Consider the following 15,481-nt stretch of genomic DNA (forward strand, 5'->3'; position numbering starts at 1 on the left):
GATCAGGCGGTCGGTGCGCCGCGTGACAGGCTGGCGACGCCCGCGTCGAACAGGCTGTGCTGGCAGTTCATGCAAGCGTAGGTGTGCCCTTCGAGAAAGGCGCGTGCGCCGCGGGCATGGGCCCCTGCGATCCGGACCGCCATCTCCTCGGCGTGGCCGAGCTGGCGGCAGATTGTCTGGCACTTGGTGTAATCCTCACCTGGCGCCCGCGGGCAAACCGGCTGGGGATTGAGACACCAGTTCTCGCCCACGACGTGATCCCCATTGACGGTCACGAGCGTGCACTTGATCTGTGCCTTGGCGCAGGGGCCCATCTGGGTGCCCAATTCAGGCACGGCCCTTGTTGCCAAGCAGGCGGCGCAGGCCGTCGCTCTTTTCGCGGTGCGCGGGACGCTCGTCGCGCAAGGGGCGCATGGTGCGCTCCTGGCTGCGCTGTTTGACGTAGTCGTCCGACACGTCTGCGGCGATCGCGTGGGCAGCACCTGCCATGGAGAGGGCTGCCATCATGCCGCCCATCATCAGAACACGGTTCATCGGGGTCTTCCTTTCGGTGAAGCGCAGATTGGGCGCCGCCAGGGGGTCAGTCTTGATCGTGTGCCGCGGGACCGGGCTTGCGCCCGTCGAGGGCGTCGAGCTCGGCCAGCACCGGATGATCGGGTGCGAGCTTGCGCAGTGCCTTCATCAGCCGCCGTCGCTGGCGCAGGGCTTCATCGAAGCGCGACGCCGGCACTGTGGCGCCCAGCGCGCGCAGGTTTGCGACAGCTCTCTTGAAGTTGTCGATGCCGAAGCGCTCCTTTGCGGGGCGCTTTGGTTTCTGGTCTGTCATGCGGTCCTCCGGGGCTGGATTGAAATGATGGATGGCGTCAGGTGCGCGAATAGCGCCGGCCGTGATAGGCCATCTGGCTGGTTTGGAGTAGGCCATTACTGGCCCAAGCCAGCACCGCGAGACCACCGAACGCGAGGAAGCGGTCGAGCACCGGCATTTGCATGAAAAACAACGAGGCTGCGGTCAAGCCGATGGCGGCGATGGCACTGAGGGATGCAACCACGCCGATGAGGCCGGACATCTGGCGGATCGAGATCTTGGCAGCGGGAGAGATGAACATGGGTATTTTCCCTTTCAAATGAGGATGGGTTGGCTCAAGTGGCGCGCGTCAGGCAGCCGCTTGGACAGCCAGGCCGAGCATCTTCGCCCGGCGCACGATCTGGATGCCGTGGTTGCGCCAGAAGGTCTGGTGACACTGCGCGTATCCGCCCAGGTCCCAGGCCTTGCGGAACTGGTCTTCGGGCATGACGATCGCGTTGGCGAACCATTCGGCTTCGCGCTGGCAGGTGTCGCTGGGTGCGAAGGCTGCGTGTTTGAAGCCGCGGACGACCTGCATGCCGTGACCCGGATGGGATTTCATCACGCCGGGGTAGTGCAGCAGGTAATGGCCCAGCTGGCGTGCGATCCCGAGGTTTTCGAAGGCTGGATCGACGAAGCTGTAGTGGACCTTGAAGTCGCCGTGGGCGCGCACGTCGAGATCCAGATCACCCTCGAAGCAAGACTCAAGGGTGCCGCCCAACGCGCGCATCATACCCTTGCTGTCCTCGCTGGGGTCGAAGGCGATCCCGGTGTCTGCTATGGCTGACTGGGCGAGGGCCTCGATCGCGTGCCGGCTGAGGCCGGTCTCGGTCGGGAGCTGGTAGGGCACATAGATACGGGTTGGCATATGTCTCTTCCTCGTGACGGGATCTGTCTTCACCCGATGAAGATGGATCTCTTCACGGGGATACTTCAGTCCTGATTCAGGCAGATGCAGCGCAGGCCGTGACCGTGCGGTCGAACTCGAACGGCGTGTCGAACGAGCCGGCGGGTAGGCGCGCGGCCTCGGCGCGCATCGCGTCGCTGTCCACCGAGATGCGGAACGCTCGCATGAGGTAGGTGAGGTCGTCGGTCGTCTCGATGTAGACAAGGCGACGCTGCGGAGCGCGCGATGTGTCAAGTTCGCCGGACCAGACGTCTGGTGCGGCGAAGCCGTAATGCTTGCGCGGGTAGGCCGTCATCTCGACGATCCAGCCGTGAAAGGCGCTGTGATGCATGCAGAGCCAGACGGGCTCATCCATCGCCAGGACGTGGTCCTGAATGTCGCTGAGCGAGCCGATGCCTGGCGCGAGGGGCGTCTCGCCGCGGACGGCGTCGAGAAAGCGACTCATGAAGCCCGCTTCGAATTCCGTGCCATCGCGGACCACCGCAGGGCAGCACATCTGACCAACGCTGACATCGGCGTCGCGCGCGACGGCTGCGATCTGTTTCATGTCGAGGGACATCGGGGATCTCCTGATCTTATGGGCCGCGGCCCTTTGTGTTCTTGCCTGTCTGTCTTTCAGTGCACCGCTCAGGCCGCCTTGGACTGGTGCAAGGCGTCGCTGCGCAGCTTCGCTTGGAAGAACATGCGTTCGCCGATGCGAAAATCAGAATCGTCGAGGATCGGCTCGGCCCGCAGAAAGGCAAGATCGGAGTGCATGTCGGACGCGGCAGCGCGGGCGGCACGGTAGACGTGGCCGATGAGCGTATTCAGCTCGTCGCATTCGTCGATGTGCACGGCGATGCGCACGAGGTGCGCGTCGTTGCAGGCAATGACGAGGGCGGGGCCGTCGGCCACGCTCGGTCGGGTCGACAGATTGAAGTCTTCCGTCGCCACGCTCATCGCCGGAACGGCGGTCACGATGGCTGCTGCGAGATCTTGAGCGATATCGAACATCGGAAATCTCCTCTTGGGTTGGTGGGCCGCGGCCCCGGTCTCACGCATGAGGCCGGGACGCGTCCCGCCAGCGTCTGTTGTCTTTTTTTTCAAACCCGGACATGACACGGAAAAAGGACCGGATGCCGTCAGGCTACCGGTCCATCCATCTCCATCGACAGGCGCGGCCTTACTTCGATGCGCCACGGTCTGCGGCTTTCTCCGACACGACCACTTGCTGGTCGGGGTGGGTGCCACGGCGTAAAGCGACATCGGTCGCATTTGCATGGGCGACGGCGACCTGATCGGGATGTTCGCCGTTTCGGCGGGCCAAGGCTTCCGTCGCCTCCCGCACCCGCTCGGCCCGCATGTGGGCCATGAGTGCGGCTTTGCGGCGGTCGAGTTCGCCGTATGGGACTGCTGCATCGCGCGTCGGGTCATTGACCGCTGTAGCGGCCTTGCGCACCGGTGCGCGTTTCGCGCGCGCCTCGTCCGTTGCACGCGCCATCTCGGTGACGATCGCAGCAGGCACATGGGCTGCGGAGCGGTCTTTGAAGGTGGCGAGCCTGCCCGCCTCCTTCTGGCGTCGCATCTCGAGTGCAACCTGGCCGCGCATCAGCTTCGATGCCTCGCCAGCCTGCCACGTGGGCTGGCCGTCGGCACCCGTCACGGGAAGAACGAGGGGGTGCGGGAAGTCGTATTGAGCGGCTTCGAGCACCTTGACGTAGGATGACTTGTGATCGGCGAGACCGGCGGCGGCGAGCTCGGCTGGTTCCGACATCGCCATGTGCCGCCCGCGCGGTTCCGGTGAGCTGGAAATCGGCACGAGAAGGGCGCGCCCGTCACGGGCCGCCATGACCAGCATGGGTCGGAACTTGGCAACAGGCTCGCGGCTCTGTGCGATGAAGGTGGCCGGGTCCTGGCCGCTTTCGCGGGCGCGCTTCAGGTCCTCCTGCATCTCAGCGGGTTCTTTGAAAAGATGGAAGGCGATGACGATATCACCGACCTTGGGGGTGTAGGGCGGCAGGTCGTGGTCGAGGACGACCTGTTCGGCCCGGGCCTTTGGCCGCTTCGCTTTTGCATCTGGTTGCGTGCTGTCGGTCATGTCTGGGCTCCCCGGCCGCGAAATGGATCTGATGCGGAAATGGGGCCCGCGTCAGAGCCTGCGCGACAGATGCATGAGAGAACGGCTCAACCCGCACCCATTGACCAGGATCGGCCCGGGCTCTGCTCCGGGCCCGGATCTGCGCCATGAAAAAACGCCGGTCCCCGATGAGGGGCCGGCGTTCATGGTCGTGCGGTGGTGGGTGGTGTCAGGCAGCCTGGTGGCGTGACAGGGCGTCCATGGCATCGATCGTGATCAGGGCGTCGACGAGCTGTGCGAGGCTGCGTCTGGAGGCGTCGTCGTCCGGCAACGCATACGACAGGAAGTGCGAGCGCATTCCGAACGTGGCACTGCCGATGAAGTTTCCATCGCGTCGCACGATCAGCGAGACGCGGTGGTCGTTCGGGCTGCGCATGAACCTGACCCTGACTGAGAACGGGCGGTAGTCCTGATCAAGCTAAGCGGTCGGAGGGGGCAGATCCGGAAACTTCGCGTAGAAAATATCCTGGTGGAGATTTGCGACCAGGGTTTCACGCAGGTGGGCGAAGACGGCCCGGTGATATGTTCCGAGCGGGCAGGGTTCATCCCTGCGCAGGCGCGCAGCAAGCTTTGCAAGGAAGGACATGTCAGTTGCCGGACGAAAGGAAGGCGTCTGATTCTGCCGCGGCGGCATCGGCGTCTGCCATAACATCGGCGAAGAGATCACTCTCATCGCTTACGATGTCGGCTGCGGGCGGCGTCGTGCTCAGATCTGCGTCCGCCAGGCACGCAATCAGGTTCTGTGTGATTGCGTCGACGTCAGTCGTCTTGTCGGTCATGAGGAACTCCTGCGATGATCGGGCAGCAGTGACCGGAACGGTCTGGTGCTGCATTGCATATACAACCCGGTAGTGCATTGCGCTAGCCGGGTTGCGATGTTTTGCGGTCAGGCCGCAGCCACTGCCTCGGCCAGGCCCAGGCTGCGGGCGCGGGTTTCGGCGATGGAGCGGGTCACCAGCAGATCCTGACAGACACCTGCGATGCCGCCTTTGGCGAATGCGGCGCGGAACGGCACTTCGGACATCAGGAGTTCGGTCGCGAACCACATGGCTTCGATGACGGCCTGCTTCGGCGTCGCCTCGGGGTGATCCTGGTTGGAGATGACCTGCATGCCGGTGACAGGCGACAGGTCGGCCACGCGGGGGTAGTGCAGGATGTAATGGCCCAGCGCTGTGGCGATCGTGAAGCGATTGAACATCCAGTTCGTCATCTGACCGTGGTAGATGACGAATTCGCCGGGGCCAAAGACCTCGAGCGAGATCAGTGGCATCTGCGCCATGACGATCTTGCCTTCGAGATCGGCGATGCCGAGTTCGAGGTGGAGTCCTTCAAGGCCCAGGGCGCTGATCGCACCCTTTGCGATCAAGACGATCTCGTCGCGCGATGCACCCAAGGGCTGCGGCGTGACGAACGGGATGTGAATGCGCGACATGTTTTTTCCTCTGTCAGCGTGGCAGGTCCGGTCTGCGATGGCTCAGGCCGTGAGCCGGCGATGTTCGGACATCGCGTCCGTCATCTCGCGGCGCATGACATCCATCTGCTCAGCAGATGGTTTCCGTTCCACGCGAACGGAAACCGGAACGGGGTCCATGTCGTTCTGGCCGCGCGCGCAACGGATGCAGTAGAGGCCGTAGGTGCCGCGGTTGAAATACTGCGAACCTGTGTTGTCGCAGCGCGTCGTATTGCAGACGCCGTCGAAGACCTGGCCCTTGGCCGGGTCAGCGTGCTTGGGGTAGCGCATCGGATGCACGAAGCCGAGATCCAGCGTGGCGACAGTTTCGGTCGGCGCATCTGCTGCGACTGGCGTTTCAGCCTCCACTGGCTTTGCTGCAAGGCGACGGGCCTTGTGACGGGCGGCGATGCGATCGGTGTAGGAGAATGATTTCGTCATGACGATACTTTCCTTACAGGATTTTGAGCGCAGCCTGGACCAACCTTCAGGTATATTTCAAAGGCCAGTTGTCCGCGTCCTCACCAAAGAAGACACGGGCGACTGGCACTTGGCCTCCCTCTTCGACGCAAATCAGTCCCAGAGGTCTGACATATTCGCGATGAGGAAGGAGAGCGCTTCGCGCATGACGGCCGCGTCGTGATCCGGATCGAGCGCCATCAGGCGCGCTTCTTCTTCGATCGCAGCACCGCAGAGTGCCAGGCCAGCCCGCCAGGAGACCTTGTCGATGCCTTGCGGGGTGGATCGGGTGAAGTCCGCGAAGATCTGGACCAGCTTGCCAAGACGAACGAGCTCGTCGGTGCCGCAGGCGCGCGCGACCTGCGGCAGGGCCAGAACGGCCACGGACAGCTCGCGGGAGAGTTCATCGAAGCCGAAGTCCGTAGCGCGCACCACGCGCATGACGGCCGGCAGATCCTGTGCTGCGATCAAGCCGGTAAGACCGGGTTTGCGGTTGGCGGCCTTGAGGATGGTCTGCGCCGTGCGGGCGATGGTGCTGTCGAGGTTCCACAGGTTCACCTTGGTGAAGCCGAGGGACAGCGCTTTCGCCATGCAGGCCTCGCGGCTGTCGTCACAGGTGGCTTCGAGGGCGTGAGCAACGCTCATGATGGGATCGTCCTTGTATTGTGAGCGCCCGGCGTTCCGGACTGTTGAGCAAAGAATATGGGTCCGCCGGTAAAGCTTGCGTCAGGCAATATCCACCTGCGTGGAAAACCATTCCCGCGATGCCGTGGCGATCAGTCCCTTGAGACGATCGAATGGCACACCGGCCGAGGCGAGGGCCGTGATCTCATCGGCGGCTTCTTTGGCGATGTCGGCGTTCATCCACTGGATCAGAGCGCCGATCTTGCGCTTATCGGCGATGCCGCCACAGACCTCCTGAAGGGCTTGCTCCAAGCGAGGCTGCGTGCAGAAATCGACGACGAAAGCTGCGGCAGTGGCTGGCAGAGGTTGGTGGAGGGGCGCTGCCTTGGCCATCTTCTGCACGCGGTGCTGTGCTGTCTTGGCCTTGAAGGTGAGGCGGGAATATTCCTCGAGCGGCACATGGCCGAAGACCGAAGCCGTGGGCACGTAGACATAGCCTTCACCGGGATATTTTACACCGAATGTGCGTGCGACGAACGGGTCGCAGATCGCGACCGCATCGACGCGCGCGTTGATGTCGTCGAGAGCGACCTTCAGGGCCACTTCGTCAGCGAAGTCGAGCGTGATCTCGGGCCCTTCCCAGTCGAGCACACGGATGTCGTCACCCAGGACACCTTTGGGGATCATGAGCCGGATCATCTCCGGGTCGACGACCATGAAGCCGGGGCGCAGCGTGCCTTCGCCGATCGTCTCGCCGATGCCCGCGGCGAAGATGTAGAACCGTCTCTTGCCTGTGCGCTGGATGGCGCAACCCTTGGCGATGCCGGGGCCAGCCCACTCGCCGTAGAAGGTGACGACGTCGTGGCTGGCGGCGTGCGCCCAGGCGTCAGCAAAGGGCTGCATGAAGCCGGCGAAGCCTTCGTAGTCCTGCTCGACCGTCAGGTCGAAGGTCTTGCATTGGAGGGCGACGTGACCGGAGGGATGGATGCGCACGGCCATGTTTGTGCCGTGCAGTTTGATCTTGGGGCGATAAGCGATCGCCCGGCGCTGGGTGGAATAGGTCTCGCGCGCGTAGATCTTCGGGAATTGTTCGATCGACGGAAATTTGCGGTGCATGGTTTGGGCCTTTTCGTGCGGAACACTCTCACCCATGAGAGTGGGTCCGACGAAGGACGGCTGGTAACCGGTCAGGTCTCTCACATACCCCATGAAAAATGGCCGGACCTCAGCGAGGAGGCCCGGCCAGCGTGATGCGATTAGGTAGGCTGGAACAGTATCCGCATCACGTCATCGTTCACGACAGCTGCGGCCACGCCCACGTCCCACGCGGCACCGCCGTCGAGGCAGACCCGGCCATTCGTCTCCATCCGCGCAAACGCGGCGACGACAGCGTCGGCATCGACCAGCCGCGAACTGGTCGCCTTCTCGGGCACGCTGTGCCCGTGCAGGACGAGACAGCCGTGCGTGTCGTCCTTTTCGCCGCTGGCAGGCCAGCCGGACTGCCACGCGAGGAACTTGTCCCTGATCCACGCCCAGTGCCGTTTCGACACATCCTGATCGGCCCGGTCGTCGTAGTTGTGGGACTTCTGATCGAGATCGAGTGTAAAGGCGTGCGGATGTTTGGGCAGAACGCCCGCGTGCACGCACAACACATCGCCGAACCGGACATGGCTCGGCCAGGACCGCACCATGTCCTCGAAGATATCGAACCCCGGATGCGGCAGCATGTCATGGAACATCAGAGCCATGTCTATGCTGCCGTCCGGCATGTCCCGGCCCACGGGACAAGTTTCGCGCATCTGTCCAATAAAATCAAATGCTTGCGCATCATAACGTTGGCCCTTGTGGACCTCGATGTGGACCTCGATGTGGACCTAAGACGTCCGGCATCTTCGGCACGAGCTTTGCTGTATGTCACCGGATCGAAACTTTTCTATGCAGTCTTTGCACAACGGCATCCAGAGTCTCCTCAGGTTAAGACTTTTCCTCTACTTTAAAGGTTTACCGACTGTGAGGAGGGATCGATGGCTATACTAGATTGGAGGTTGTGTGGGGAGGCTATGAACATCCTCGCAGGGCGGTCTCGCTTTGCTTGGCCAAAATACGCCGGGTTTAATTGCGAAAACGGATTAACCGTAAGCGACTTATCTGGCGGCTTTATGTGGATGTGGACGTATCCCGGTGATTTAATCGCGTCTATTGATCCGGTTCAGCGCTTCTTCGAATTGCCTCCCTTCTTTATTGGGTTGCAAAGTTCAGTTATTTTGGGCTTCGTATTGTGGCCCGTGATCCTCAAAATCGCTCTTGAAGTTGCATCACGAGCAATTCAGCAACAGACGGCGGAAAGCGTTGTGCCGCAGGCAGGGCTTGGACTTATAAAGAAAGAATTTCCAGCAATCTCGCAAAACCTTGTAACGGCCTCAAAGTCACGAAAAGAGTTCACAGGCACTCGGACTAAAGGTAGTGCCTGCTCTCCTAGGATTGAGCCTCCGCTATTTAGCCCTCGGAAGGCTTTAGATGCAGAGGACGCAGACTAACTACGCCACCCGATCCACCGACCTTTCCGATATCCCAAAGGCCCTCGCAACGTCCCTCTTGGGCCTCCCCTCGGCCAGCATAGCGACCACCTCACCCTTCTTGGCCTGTGCTGCGGGCTTGCGTCCCTTGTAATTCCCTTGGGCCTTAGCCTTGGCAATACCGTCACGCTGACGTTCAAGCATCATCTCGCGTTCGAACTGAGCGACTGCCCCCCAAGACGTTCAGCATTAGCTAGCCTGTAGCCGTCGTTGTGTCCAACCCAAGGTCCAAGATGCGTAGGCCTACAGACTTGCCCAATGGCGGGATGACGCAGCTGCACGCGACATGGATAAGCTCCTTGCCCTGCGCGGTCAGGCCAATGTCGTCCTCGAAGCCGCGCGCACCGCGGGAAGTCTGACCAAGTCTACCCATGCTCGCTTGGATGTCTGTCTGCACGAGGGAGATCTTCAGACCGGCACCAGCTTTCGCGATCTCGCCGATCTCTGCGTCGTCGCCGAACTGCGTCCGGTCGCGCCCCGGAATGGAGACCAGCCCTGCACGCAAGCAGATCCAAGGATCGCCGTTCATCTCGCCGATGGCGTCGAGTGCCCGCGCTGCCGGCTGGTTGCGCCGCCCGTGGAGGACGATCTTTGCGGCCGCTGCGACGCCGTCCTGAGATCAAGTGCTCGTCGCAGCGCGCCGGAGGCGCCTGACACCGAAAGCTTATCACGTCATCCACGCCGACTGGGAGAAGTTCATTCCGCTATGGCGGGGCCCGGCAACCAAAAACTTCGACGGATACGCGAAATGGATGGTCGCCAGGCGGAGTACAGATCCGGTCAGGCTGTTCCGGTCAATTTTCGCGTGATCAGTCCGTCACCTACGCAACTTACCGATAATCCCATCGTGGATGAGTGGCTTAAAAGTCGGAATAATTTAAACGCTTGACTTTTTAAGATTAAGCGATACGATATTCTTTAAAATTTTTCTCATAGTAATCTTTTCGTTTCCAAGGAGGTATACCATGTCCTTGAAAACTTCCTGTGGTTTATTGGCCTTCATGCTTGTAACAGCCTGCCAAGATTCTTCTCAGGATCTTGGCTCGTTAGCACGAAATACATCAAACCCAGCCGCAAACATTTGCACGAAAGAAGGTGAGGATGCTGTCGATAATCGCTATGAGGCCAAGATATTTAAGAATAGGAAAAGTTATGATCGAAACAATGCAAATGATGTTCGCAAAGATAGCATAGATGTTATTGCTTACAATGACGCCATGATCCAACTCTATCAAAACAAAATTACAGAATGTAATGTAAGTCAATCCGAACGTGCTCGCCTGGAAGGGCTCATACAAAACATACGTAAAGTCAGATCCAGAAACATTCAAAATTTGGATTATATGAATAGAGTTATCCAGAATGATAGTGAACTTTCTCAGGAAAAGGCCGGCAAATTTCTCGGCGATCTCATGACCGGCATCGCAGGTTCCGGCATACTCGAGTCGCCTACCTTGGGAGGCGGATCGTCGACGGGAGGCGGATCGTCGACGGGAGGCGGCGGCACATCGTGCCGACCCCGAGAGACAACCTGCGTTATCAATCAATCAAACTACAGCCAGTGCATCGCACAACCGCGCTGCAACTGAAAATCCGGGCCGGCTTAGATGGCTAACCCGAGAGGTGCATGAAGATGGAAACGACGCCCGATCCTTTTGGGGATCGCGCAGGACAACGACCGGATCTCCGGGTCCGTGAACGGACGCTCGGGCGATCAGCCCACGTCAGATGATGCTCGGTGATACCACGCCCTGAACCCATCCTGTCCATCCCGGGACGCGGCCACGAAGATCCTCGGCTTGCCACAGCCGTTTCCTGGTGGATTGTAAGCGCCAGACAACAATTTTTGCGCCCCGCCAACGAATGCATCGTCGATCTCGATGATGTCCTCCCATGGCAGGAGTTCGCCATTTCGATCGTCCATCAGCTCCCGGATTGCGTGACCCATTTTCCAAGCAGTCTTCTGGTTCACACCGAGAATCCGCGCCATCACAACCGACGAGATACCCTTGCTCGATGTGAGCACGAGGAACATCGCCGAGATCCAAACGCGCAGATCGAGTTTGGTGGCGTGAAGAGGCGTCTTCGTGGTGATCGTGAACTGGCCGCGGCACTCCACCTCCCGGCATTGGTAGAGACCGGGCCGAGCCGTCTCACCCGCCATCTTGGTAGAGCGAAGGCCTCCACAATGTGGACAGTGCCGCCCGCAGGCCCAGATGATATCTTCCAGAAAGACGCGTGCGTGATGCTCGCTCGGCATCTTGCGCCAGACGTCTTGAAGATATTTGATCTCGTCAGCAATGTCAGGGAACCGGCTATATTGGCCATACTGGCCCACGACGAAGCCGCCGCGCCATTTTTTAGGCAGAATGGCAGGCAAACACAGCGAAAAAGTGAATGATCAGGGGGTTAGATTTTCAGCTACTTTTTTTGGTGGATAAGCGGGTCTGCCAATGATGTCTATGGGTTTGTGACAATCGGTCTGCCAAAAGCATTCACCCATTCGTATGGCAGCCAACGCGCCATGCGTCAGCACATGACACAAAGCCAAGACCTATTGGCGGACCATAGGCTGGTGTTCTCCGCCTGACACAAGATTCCCGATAAAACTTGCGTATCAGACACGGGACGCATTTCCCTGATCGACATTGTCAGACGACGAATAGGAGCCGAGTGTTTCGACAATCCACCCGATTGGGCAGCAGGTATAAAGGCGTCCGTCAAGCGACTCTTGGACAAGAGTTGACCCGCACGGTTCCTTTGCCTGCATCCTTGGCGCGGTAAAGTGCCCTATCCGCTCCCGCGATGACTTTCGACATCTCGTCGCCCGGAGCGAAGTCTGTCATGCCGACACTGACGCCGATGCTCTCGGCCCCGCTGACTTGCATGGTGGCAAGGTTCGCGACGACGTTTTTGGCAAACAGCAGGGCAGCCTCGGCCGTATAGCCGTGCAGGACGGCCACGAATTCGTCGCCGCCAAGTCGGGCCATGAAATCGTCGCGGCGCAGGTTCGAAGCGACATATCCGGCAAAGTGCCGCAGGATGTCATCGCCCGCGAGATGTCCGAGCGTGTCGTTGATCTGCTTGAACCCGTCCAGATCAAAAAGCAGCAGGAAGGGTCTTTCGGTTGCCATGTCCAGCTGTTGTGACAGGCTTTCCATGTGCTTATGCAGCGCGGCTCGGTTACCGATGCCAGTCAGGATATCTTCGAGGGCCAGCCGTTCCAGCTGTTCGACGGCAGTCCTTTTCCCGGTGACATCGCGTTCGATGGCACCGAAGTAGCGGATCACGCCCATTTCGTCCCTCAAGGGCACGATGTGGATGTCGAGCCAGTAGGGCGTGCCGTCCTTGGCATAGTTGAGCAGTTCCTCCTGGCATTCCTGCCCGGCCCTGAGAGAGGCCGCGATGCGACCCAACGCGAGAGGACAAGTGCCCGGCCCTTGGAGTACCCGGGGCGACTTCCCCAGAACCTCCTCCAGAGCATAGCCGGAAATTCGGCAGAACGCCGTGTTTGCATGAACAATGAGAGGCCCCGGTCGCTCGATTTCCTCAGCGGACGTGATCACGATGGCATCGTTCGTGGCCTCGATGAGGTCGAGCAAGGCACTTTGCACGATTTCCATCCTAAGCTTCACGACACCGCCCTCCTTACACCCGTATCATCTGCGAGGTGGCAACATCAGGGAATCTAACCCGTTCACGAAGCATGCACCAAGCCTAGCGCCATTCCTTAAATTAGAAAAATGTGGCGTCAGTAAGGCGCGAGCAAGCTCACCAAGCAGCCAGTCTATTGCCAAGTGATGTGGTCGGTCTCGTTGTGTTGTGTTTTCCACGGTTTGTTGCGTCAGCATTGCTGCCACTTGGACTTTCGCCCAAACTATCGAAGGGGCATCAGCGGGAGACTGGGTAATTTTCGTTAGGTGGCGAACACTAGTTGCTGACGTCAAAAGACGTAGGGCTAGTTTGAGTATCACTTGTCGCGGATAATAGTTCCATAACTGACCTAATTCTGCCTACGCGCTTGGTCGATCTCTTTCGATCAATCTCTTAATCACTCGACTGACCTGTATGGGGTGCCAGCGTTTGCCCTGAGTAGTCATGATGTCAGCATTATTGAGTTCATTGGCGATCATCTGGAAGCTACCACCCCGTCGCCTAATCGGCATGACAAACGCCTCCACTCGCTCAGCGTCCTTCAGCGCGACTACCCTTTTGCGTGTAACAGCCATACTATCAGACCCTTCTACTCGTTCCATGTCAGATGACGTTATGATCCACCGCACTTCATAATGAGCATCGACGTAAGCCGATCCTAAAAAAAGGGGGGGGTGAGGGTCTGAGCAAAACGAGTCCCAAAAGAAGGCGTTTCGCTGGTGTTGTTATAGTTTTTATTCTGGCCCATTCATCAAAGAGTTCCAATCGTCGTCAAGGCCTCTTGTAAGTTCGGACCCATTGGCCTTCAGGATTGCCCAAGCGTAGCGAAAGTCGCGTCCTGAAAGCATCCCCCCCCTTGGTTGGCAATGCGTTCCGGCAGTTCGATACAGCAACACTCAGGCATCCTTGCGTCAACCTTTGGGTTCAATGGTTCGATCTTATCAGGTCCAAGGGCCTACCGACAAATAGATATGGTGCAGCTAAACTAGCAACTACTGTACAGGGCCACACAGGAACCACCTTCAGCGTGCCTATGGCATTGGGGTGGGCCAGCGTAGCGGTTGCACTGTACGGCCCTCCTATTGCCTCTCAGGGGGTGTGTCATGCTGGCTAGACTGTAGATATGGGCATGCCCCAGTATGTATAGTAGCCCGTAGCGCCACTGGGAGGCCATTTACAGCGCACAGTCTGGCTATCTGCACTGGTAGTTCGAGGCGCCCAATGGGCTCCTGTGAACATGATTTATCGATTTTGATCGATATGCTGACCTGACACCCAGTCATTCTGTTTTGCCTGTGAGGCTCTTGACGGCGAACCTGACGACTACACATAGTTCATCATCAGGCCGTCTTTTTCCCGCACTGATGTGTGACGACCTGAGGCGCATCACACGGCTGCTTTATTGCCTTTGGGAGTTCGTGTGGTGCGCACCGCTTGGCCCTGAAGATTGAAGGTTAGCCATGGTTTCTACTTTGGGACAATCCTAAAGTAGAACTCTCTGATGACCACTCACCACCTCTCGACTGCGGGAAGCGGCAGGCAAGTCCTTACGCCCGGCAGTTATATTGGGGGGCCTTCTTAAGGTATTCTCCATCAGATAGCTTAGACTACCCCATCATCGCCCAACCTTGGGGCCACTCAGGGACCAAGAGATAACCCAAGGTATCACCTAGTTGTAGATGTTAAATACACCCCACTGAATGACCAACCCAGAGGCATACTCAAGCGGTCCAAAACCTGCACACTTTGGTCTTCCCCAGTCAGGCAAAGCCTTTAGCCTCCAAGCCCGTCACCGTCACCCTTGGTTCCAGACCTCCTCGTAGGTGTCCGACATGAAGGCGTAGCCGCCGTTCATGGCCCAGATCCCGCCGGCAGCCCGCGGATGTTTCATCGCCGCCTCGCCGGCCCGGGCCTCGAGAAACGTGTCAGCCAGCAGCAACTCGTGGTTACCCGGCAGGTAGACAACCTCGTCGGCCCGCGCGCGCGAGGCCGCATCGTTGAAGGCCGTATTCAGGCAACCCAGCGAGTCCGGGCCCCGGTCGATGAGGTTGCCGAGGAAGACCAGCACCCGGGGTTTGCCGGGTGTGGAGACACGACCCAGACCTGTCAGGACGCCGCGCAGGGCGGCATTCTGGCCGTGGACGTCGCCGATGACGAGCAAAGCGATGTTGTCGGGGAATGCGAAGTTATCCAGTTTCGGTCCCGTGATCGCAAGGCGTTCTGCGTAAAGCATTGCTGCCTCCTCGTCGTTGATTTCACATCGGCGCCGTGGGGCACCGGTCTCACAAATGAGACCGGCGAACCCCGGCGTATATTTCCCGTCAAAAAAAATGGCCGGACCCCGAGGGGTCGGCCAGAACATGCTGTCAAACTGTGCTGCGTGGTCGCTCGACTAAAAAGACGCTTTACTAAGCGGCTTATCAGAGGAGCGTCGCGATGTCTGGCACCGCATGCGGTGTCGGCAGAGATCGGACGCGTCGCTCTCAGGGTTTTATGTGCCGACGGCCGCGGTGGGCATTGTCGGTCAGGGGCGGATTAAAGCCCTTCGCCTTAAGGCAAGGGAGAAGCTACCAGCGATGTAGGGTATGCGATCCGTGGGCGTCACGCGCCCGGTGGAGATTAAAGCGGCATCGCGTCCAGGTTAAGCCCGAGGGCGTTAAATCTTCATGGCCATGACCTTTCCTGGCTGTTTCACTGCACCGGTTCGCGGTGCTCTTTTTGCCGCGCCCGGCCGTAATGAGAGCCGGGCCCGGTGGGAAATCGTAAGGCCGTGAGGCCGCAGGTTGTAAGACCCTAGAACGGGATCTCGTCGTCGACCATCTGCTCGGTGGTCTGCGACGCGGTCTCGTCC

General features: G+C 59.5%; 21 protein-coding genes and 1 pseudogene. 3 read left to right on the forward strand and 19 right to left on the reverse strand.

Annotated elements, in window-relative coordinates:
• Positions 1–2: 2 nt before the first annotated feature.
• From ACOI1H_RS13500 to ACOI1H_RS13570, 15 genes are all read right to left on the reverse strand, one after another.
• Positions 3–335: a hypothetical protein gene (locus ACOI1H_RS13500; protein ID WP_422438195.1), complete on the reverse strand. Its 333-nt coding sequence runs from the start codon at positions 333–335 to the stop codon at positions 3–5.
• Positions 328–534, reverse strand: coding sequence for a hypothetical protein (locus ACOI1H_RS13505; RefSeq protein ID WP_422438196.1), 207 nt, complete (start codon positions 532–534; stop codon positions 328–330). Before ACOI1H_RS13505 ends, ACOI1H_RS13500 begins: the two co-directional genes overlap by 8 nt.
• A gap of 46 nt (positions 535–580) precedes the next feature.
• On the reverse strand, positions 581–826 hold the full coding sequence (locus tag ACOI1H_RS13510; RefSeq protein WP_422438197.1) for a hypothetical protein: 246 nt from the start codon (positions 824–826) through the stop codon (positions 581–583).
• A 37-nt stretch (positions 827–863) separates the two neighbouring features.
• A complete protein-coding gene (locus tag ACOI1H_RS13515) occupies positions 864–1,106 on the reverse strand; it encodes a hypothetical protein (RefSeq protein WP_422438198.1) in 243 nt (80 codons plus the stop codon).
• A gap of 48 nt (positions 1,107–1,154) precedes the next feature.
• Entirely contained in the window at positions 1,155–1,712 is a 558-nt protein-coding gene (locus ACOI1H_RS13520) for an ImmA/IrrE family metallo-endopeptidase (protein WP_422438200.1), read from the reverse strand.
• Between the two features lie 76 nt (positions 1,713–1,788).
• The gene (locus tag ACOI1H_RS13525) at positions 1,789–2,310 is read right to left on the reverse strand and encodes a hypothetical protein (RefSeq protein ID WP_422438201.1); all 522 of its coding nucleotides are present in this window, start codon (positions 2,308–2,310) and stop codon (positions 1,789–1,791) included.
• A gap of 68 nt (positions 2,311–2,378) precedes the next feature.
• On the reverse strand, positions 2,379–2,744 hold the full coding sequence (locus ACOI1H_RS13530) for a hypothetical protein (RefSeq protein ID WP_422438202.1): 366 nt from the start codon (positions 2,742–2,744) through the stop codon (positions 2,379–2,381).
• A 169-nt stretch (positions 2,745–2,913) separates the two neighbouring features.
• On the reverse strand, positions 2,914–3,828 hold the full coding sequence (locus tag ACOI1H_RS13535; RefSeq protein WP_422438204.1) for a hypothetical protein: 915 nt from the start codon (positions 3,826–3,828) through the stop codon (positions 2,914–2,916).
• A 208-nt stretch (positions 3,829–4,036) separates the two neighbouring features.
• The gene (locus tag ACOI1H_RS13540; protein ID WP_422438206.1) at positions 4,037–4,243 is read right to left on the reverse strand and encodes a hypothetical protein; all 207 of its coding nucleotides are present in this window, start codon (positions 4,241–4,243) and stop codon (positions 4,037–4,039) included.
• Between the two features lie 211 nt (positions 4,244–4,454).
• Positions 4,455–4,646, reverse strand: a complete 192-nt coding sequence (locus ACOI1H_RS13545) for a hypothetical protein (protein ID WP_422438208.1) — start codon at positions 4,644–4,646, stop codon at positions 4,455–4,457.
• Between the two features lie 107 nt (positions 4,647–4,753).
• On the reverse strand, positions 4,754–5,299 hold the full coding sequence (locus ACOI1H_RS13550) for an ImmA/IrrE family metallo-endopeptidase (protein ID WP_422438210.1): 546 nt from the start codon (positions 5,297–5,299) through the stop codon (positions 4,754–4,756).
• Positions 5,300–5,341: 42 nt separating this feature from the next.
• Positions 5,342–5,758, reverse strand: a complete 417-nt coding sequence (locus ACOI1H_RS13555) for a hypothetical protein (protein WP_422438212.1) — start codon at positions 5,756–5,758, stop codon at positions 5,342–5,344.
• Positions 5,759–5,890: 132 nt separating this feature from the next.
• Complete coding sequence (locus ACOI1H_RS13560; RefSeq protein WP_422438213.1) at positions 5,891–6,421, reverse strand: hypothetical protein; 531 nt, start codon at positions 6,419–6,421, stop codon at positions 5,891–5,893.
• An 81-nt stretch (positions 6,422–6,502) separates the two neighbouring features.
• Positions 6,503–7,516 carry a hypothetical protein gene (locus tag ACOI1H_RS13565; RefSeq protein ID WP_422438214.1) on the reverse strand — a complete coding sequence of 338 codons (1,014 nt, stop codon included), beginning with the start codon at positions 7,514–7,516 and terminating at the stop codon, positions 6,503–6,505.
• A 140-nt stretch (positions 7,517–7,656) separates the two neighbouring features.
• Positions 7,657–8,148: a hypothetical protein gene (locus ACOI1H_RS13570; RefSeq protein ID WP_422438215.1), complete on the reverse strand. Its 492-nt coding sequence runs from the start codon at positions 8,146–8,148 to the stop codon at positions 7,657–7,659.
• A 312-nt stretch (positions 8,149–8,460) separates the two neighbouring features.
• On the opposite strand from ACOI1H_RS13570, the gene ACOI1H_RS13575 reads away from it, so the two are divergent.
• The gene (locus ACOI1H_RS13575; RefSeq protein ID WP_422438217.1) at positions 8,461–8,937 is read left to right on the forward strand and encodes a hypothetical protein; all 477 of its coding nucleotides are present in this window, start codon (positions 8,461–8,463) and stop codon (positions 8,935–8,937) included.
• Here ACOI1H_RS13575 and ACOI1H_RS13580 read toward each other — a convergent pair whose 3' ends face one another.
• Positions 8,938–9,123: a helix-turn-helix domain-containing protein gene (locus tag ACOI1H_RS13580; protein WP_422438218.1), complete on the reverse strand. Its 186-nt coding sequence runs from the start codon at positions 9,121–9,123 to the stop codon at positions 8,938–8,940.
• A gap of 139 nt (positions 9,124–9,262) precedes the next feature.
• Here ACOI1H_RS13580 and ACOI1H_RS13585 point away from each other — a divergent pair, with 139 nt between their 5' ends.
• Together ACOI1H_RS13585 and ACOI1H_RS13590 are read left to right on the forward strand one after the other, a co-directional pair.
• On the forward strand, positions 9,263–9,865 hold the full coding sequence (locus ACOI1H_RS13585; RefSeq protein WP_422438220.1) for a hypothetical protein: 603 nt from the start codon (positions 9,263–9,265) through the stop codon (positions 9,863–9,865).
• A 76-nt stretch (positions 9,866–9,941) separates the two neighbouring features.
• Entirely contained in the window at positions 9,942–10,565 is a 624-nt protein-coding gene (locus ACOI1H_RS13590) for a hypothetical protein (RefSeq protein WP_422438221.1), read from the forward strand.
• Positions 10,566–10,738: 173 nt separating this feature from the next.
• Here ACOI1H_RS13590 and ACOI1H_RS13595 read toward each other — a convergent pair.
• The 3 genes and pseudogenes from ACOI1H_RS13595 to ACOI1H_RS13605 form a co-directional block, all read right to left on the reverse strand.
• A pseudogene (locus ACOI1H_RS13595) lies at positions 10,739–11,236 on the reverse strand (transposase); the annotation flags it as partial.
• Between the two features lie 460 nt (positions 11,237–11,696).
• Positions 11,697–12,611 carry a GGDEF domain-containing protein gene (locus ACOI1H_RS13600; RefSeq protein ID WP_422438223.1) on the reverse strand — a complete coding sequence of 305 codons (915 nt, stop codon included), beginning with the start codon at positions 12,609–12,611 and terminating at the stop codon, positions 11,697–11,699.
• Between the two features lie 1,814 nt (positions 12,612–14,425).
• Complete coding sequence (locus tag ACOI1H_RS13605; RefSeq protein ID WP_422438225.1) at positions 14,426–14,863, reverse strand: metallophosphoesterase; 438 nt, start codon at positions 14,861–14,863, stop codon at positions 14,426–14,428.
• Positions 14,864–15,481: the final 618 nt, after the last annotated feature.

It is taken from the genome of Loktanella sp. DJP18 (assembly GCF_049310965.1).
In the GTDB taxonomy this organism is placed as follows: domain Bacteria; phylum Pseudomonadota; class Alphaproteobacteria; order Rhodobacterales; family Rhodobacteraceae; genus Loktanella.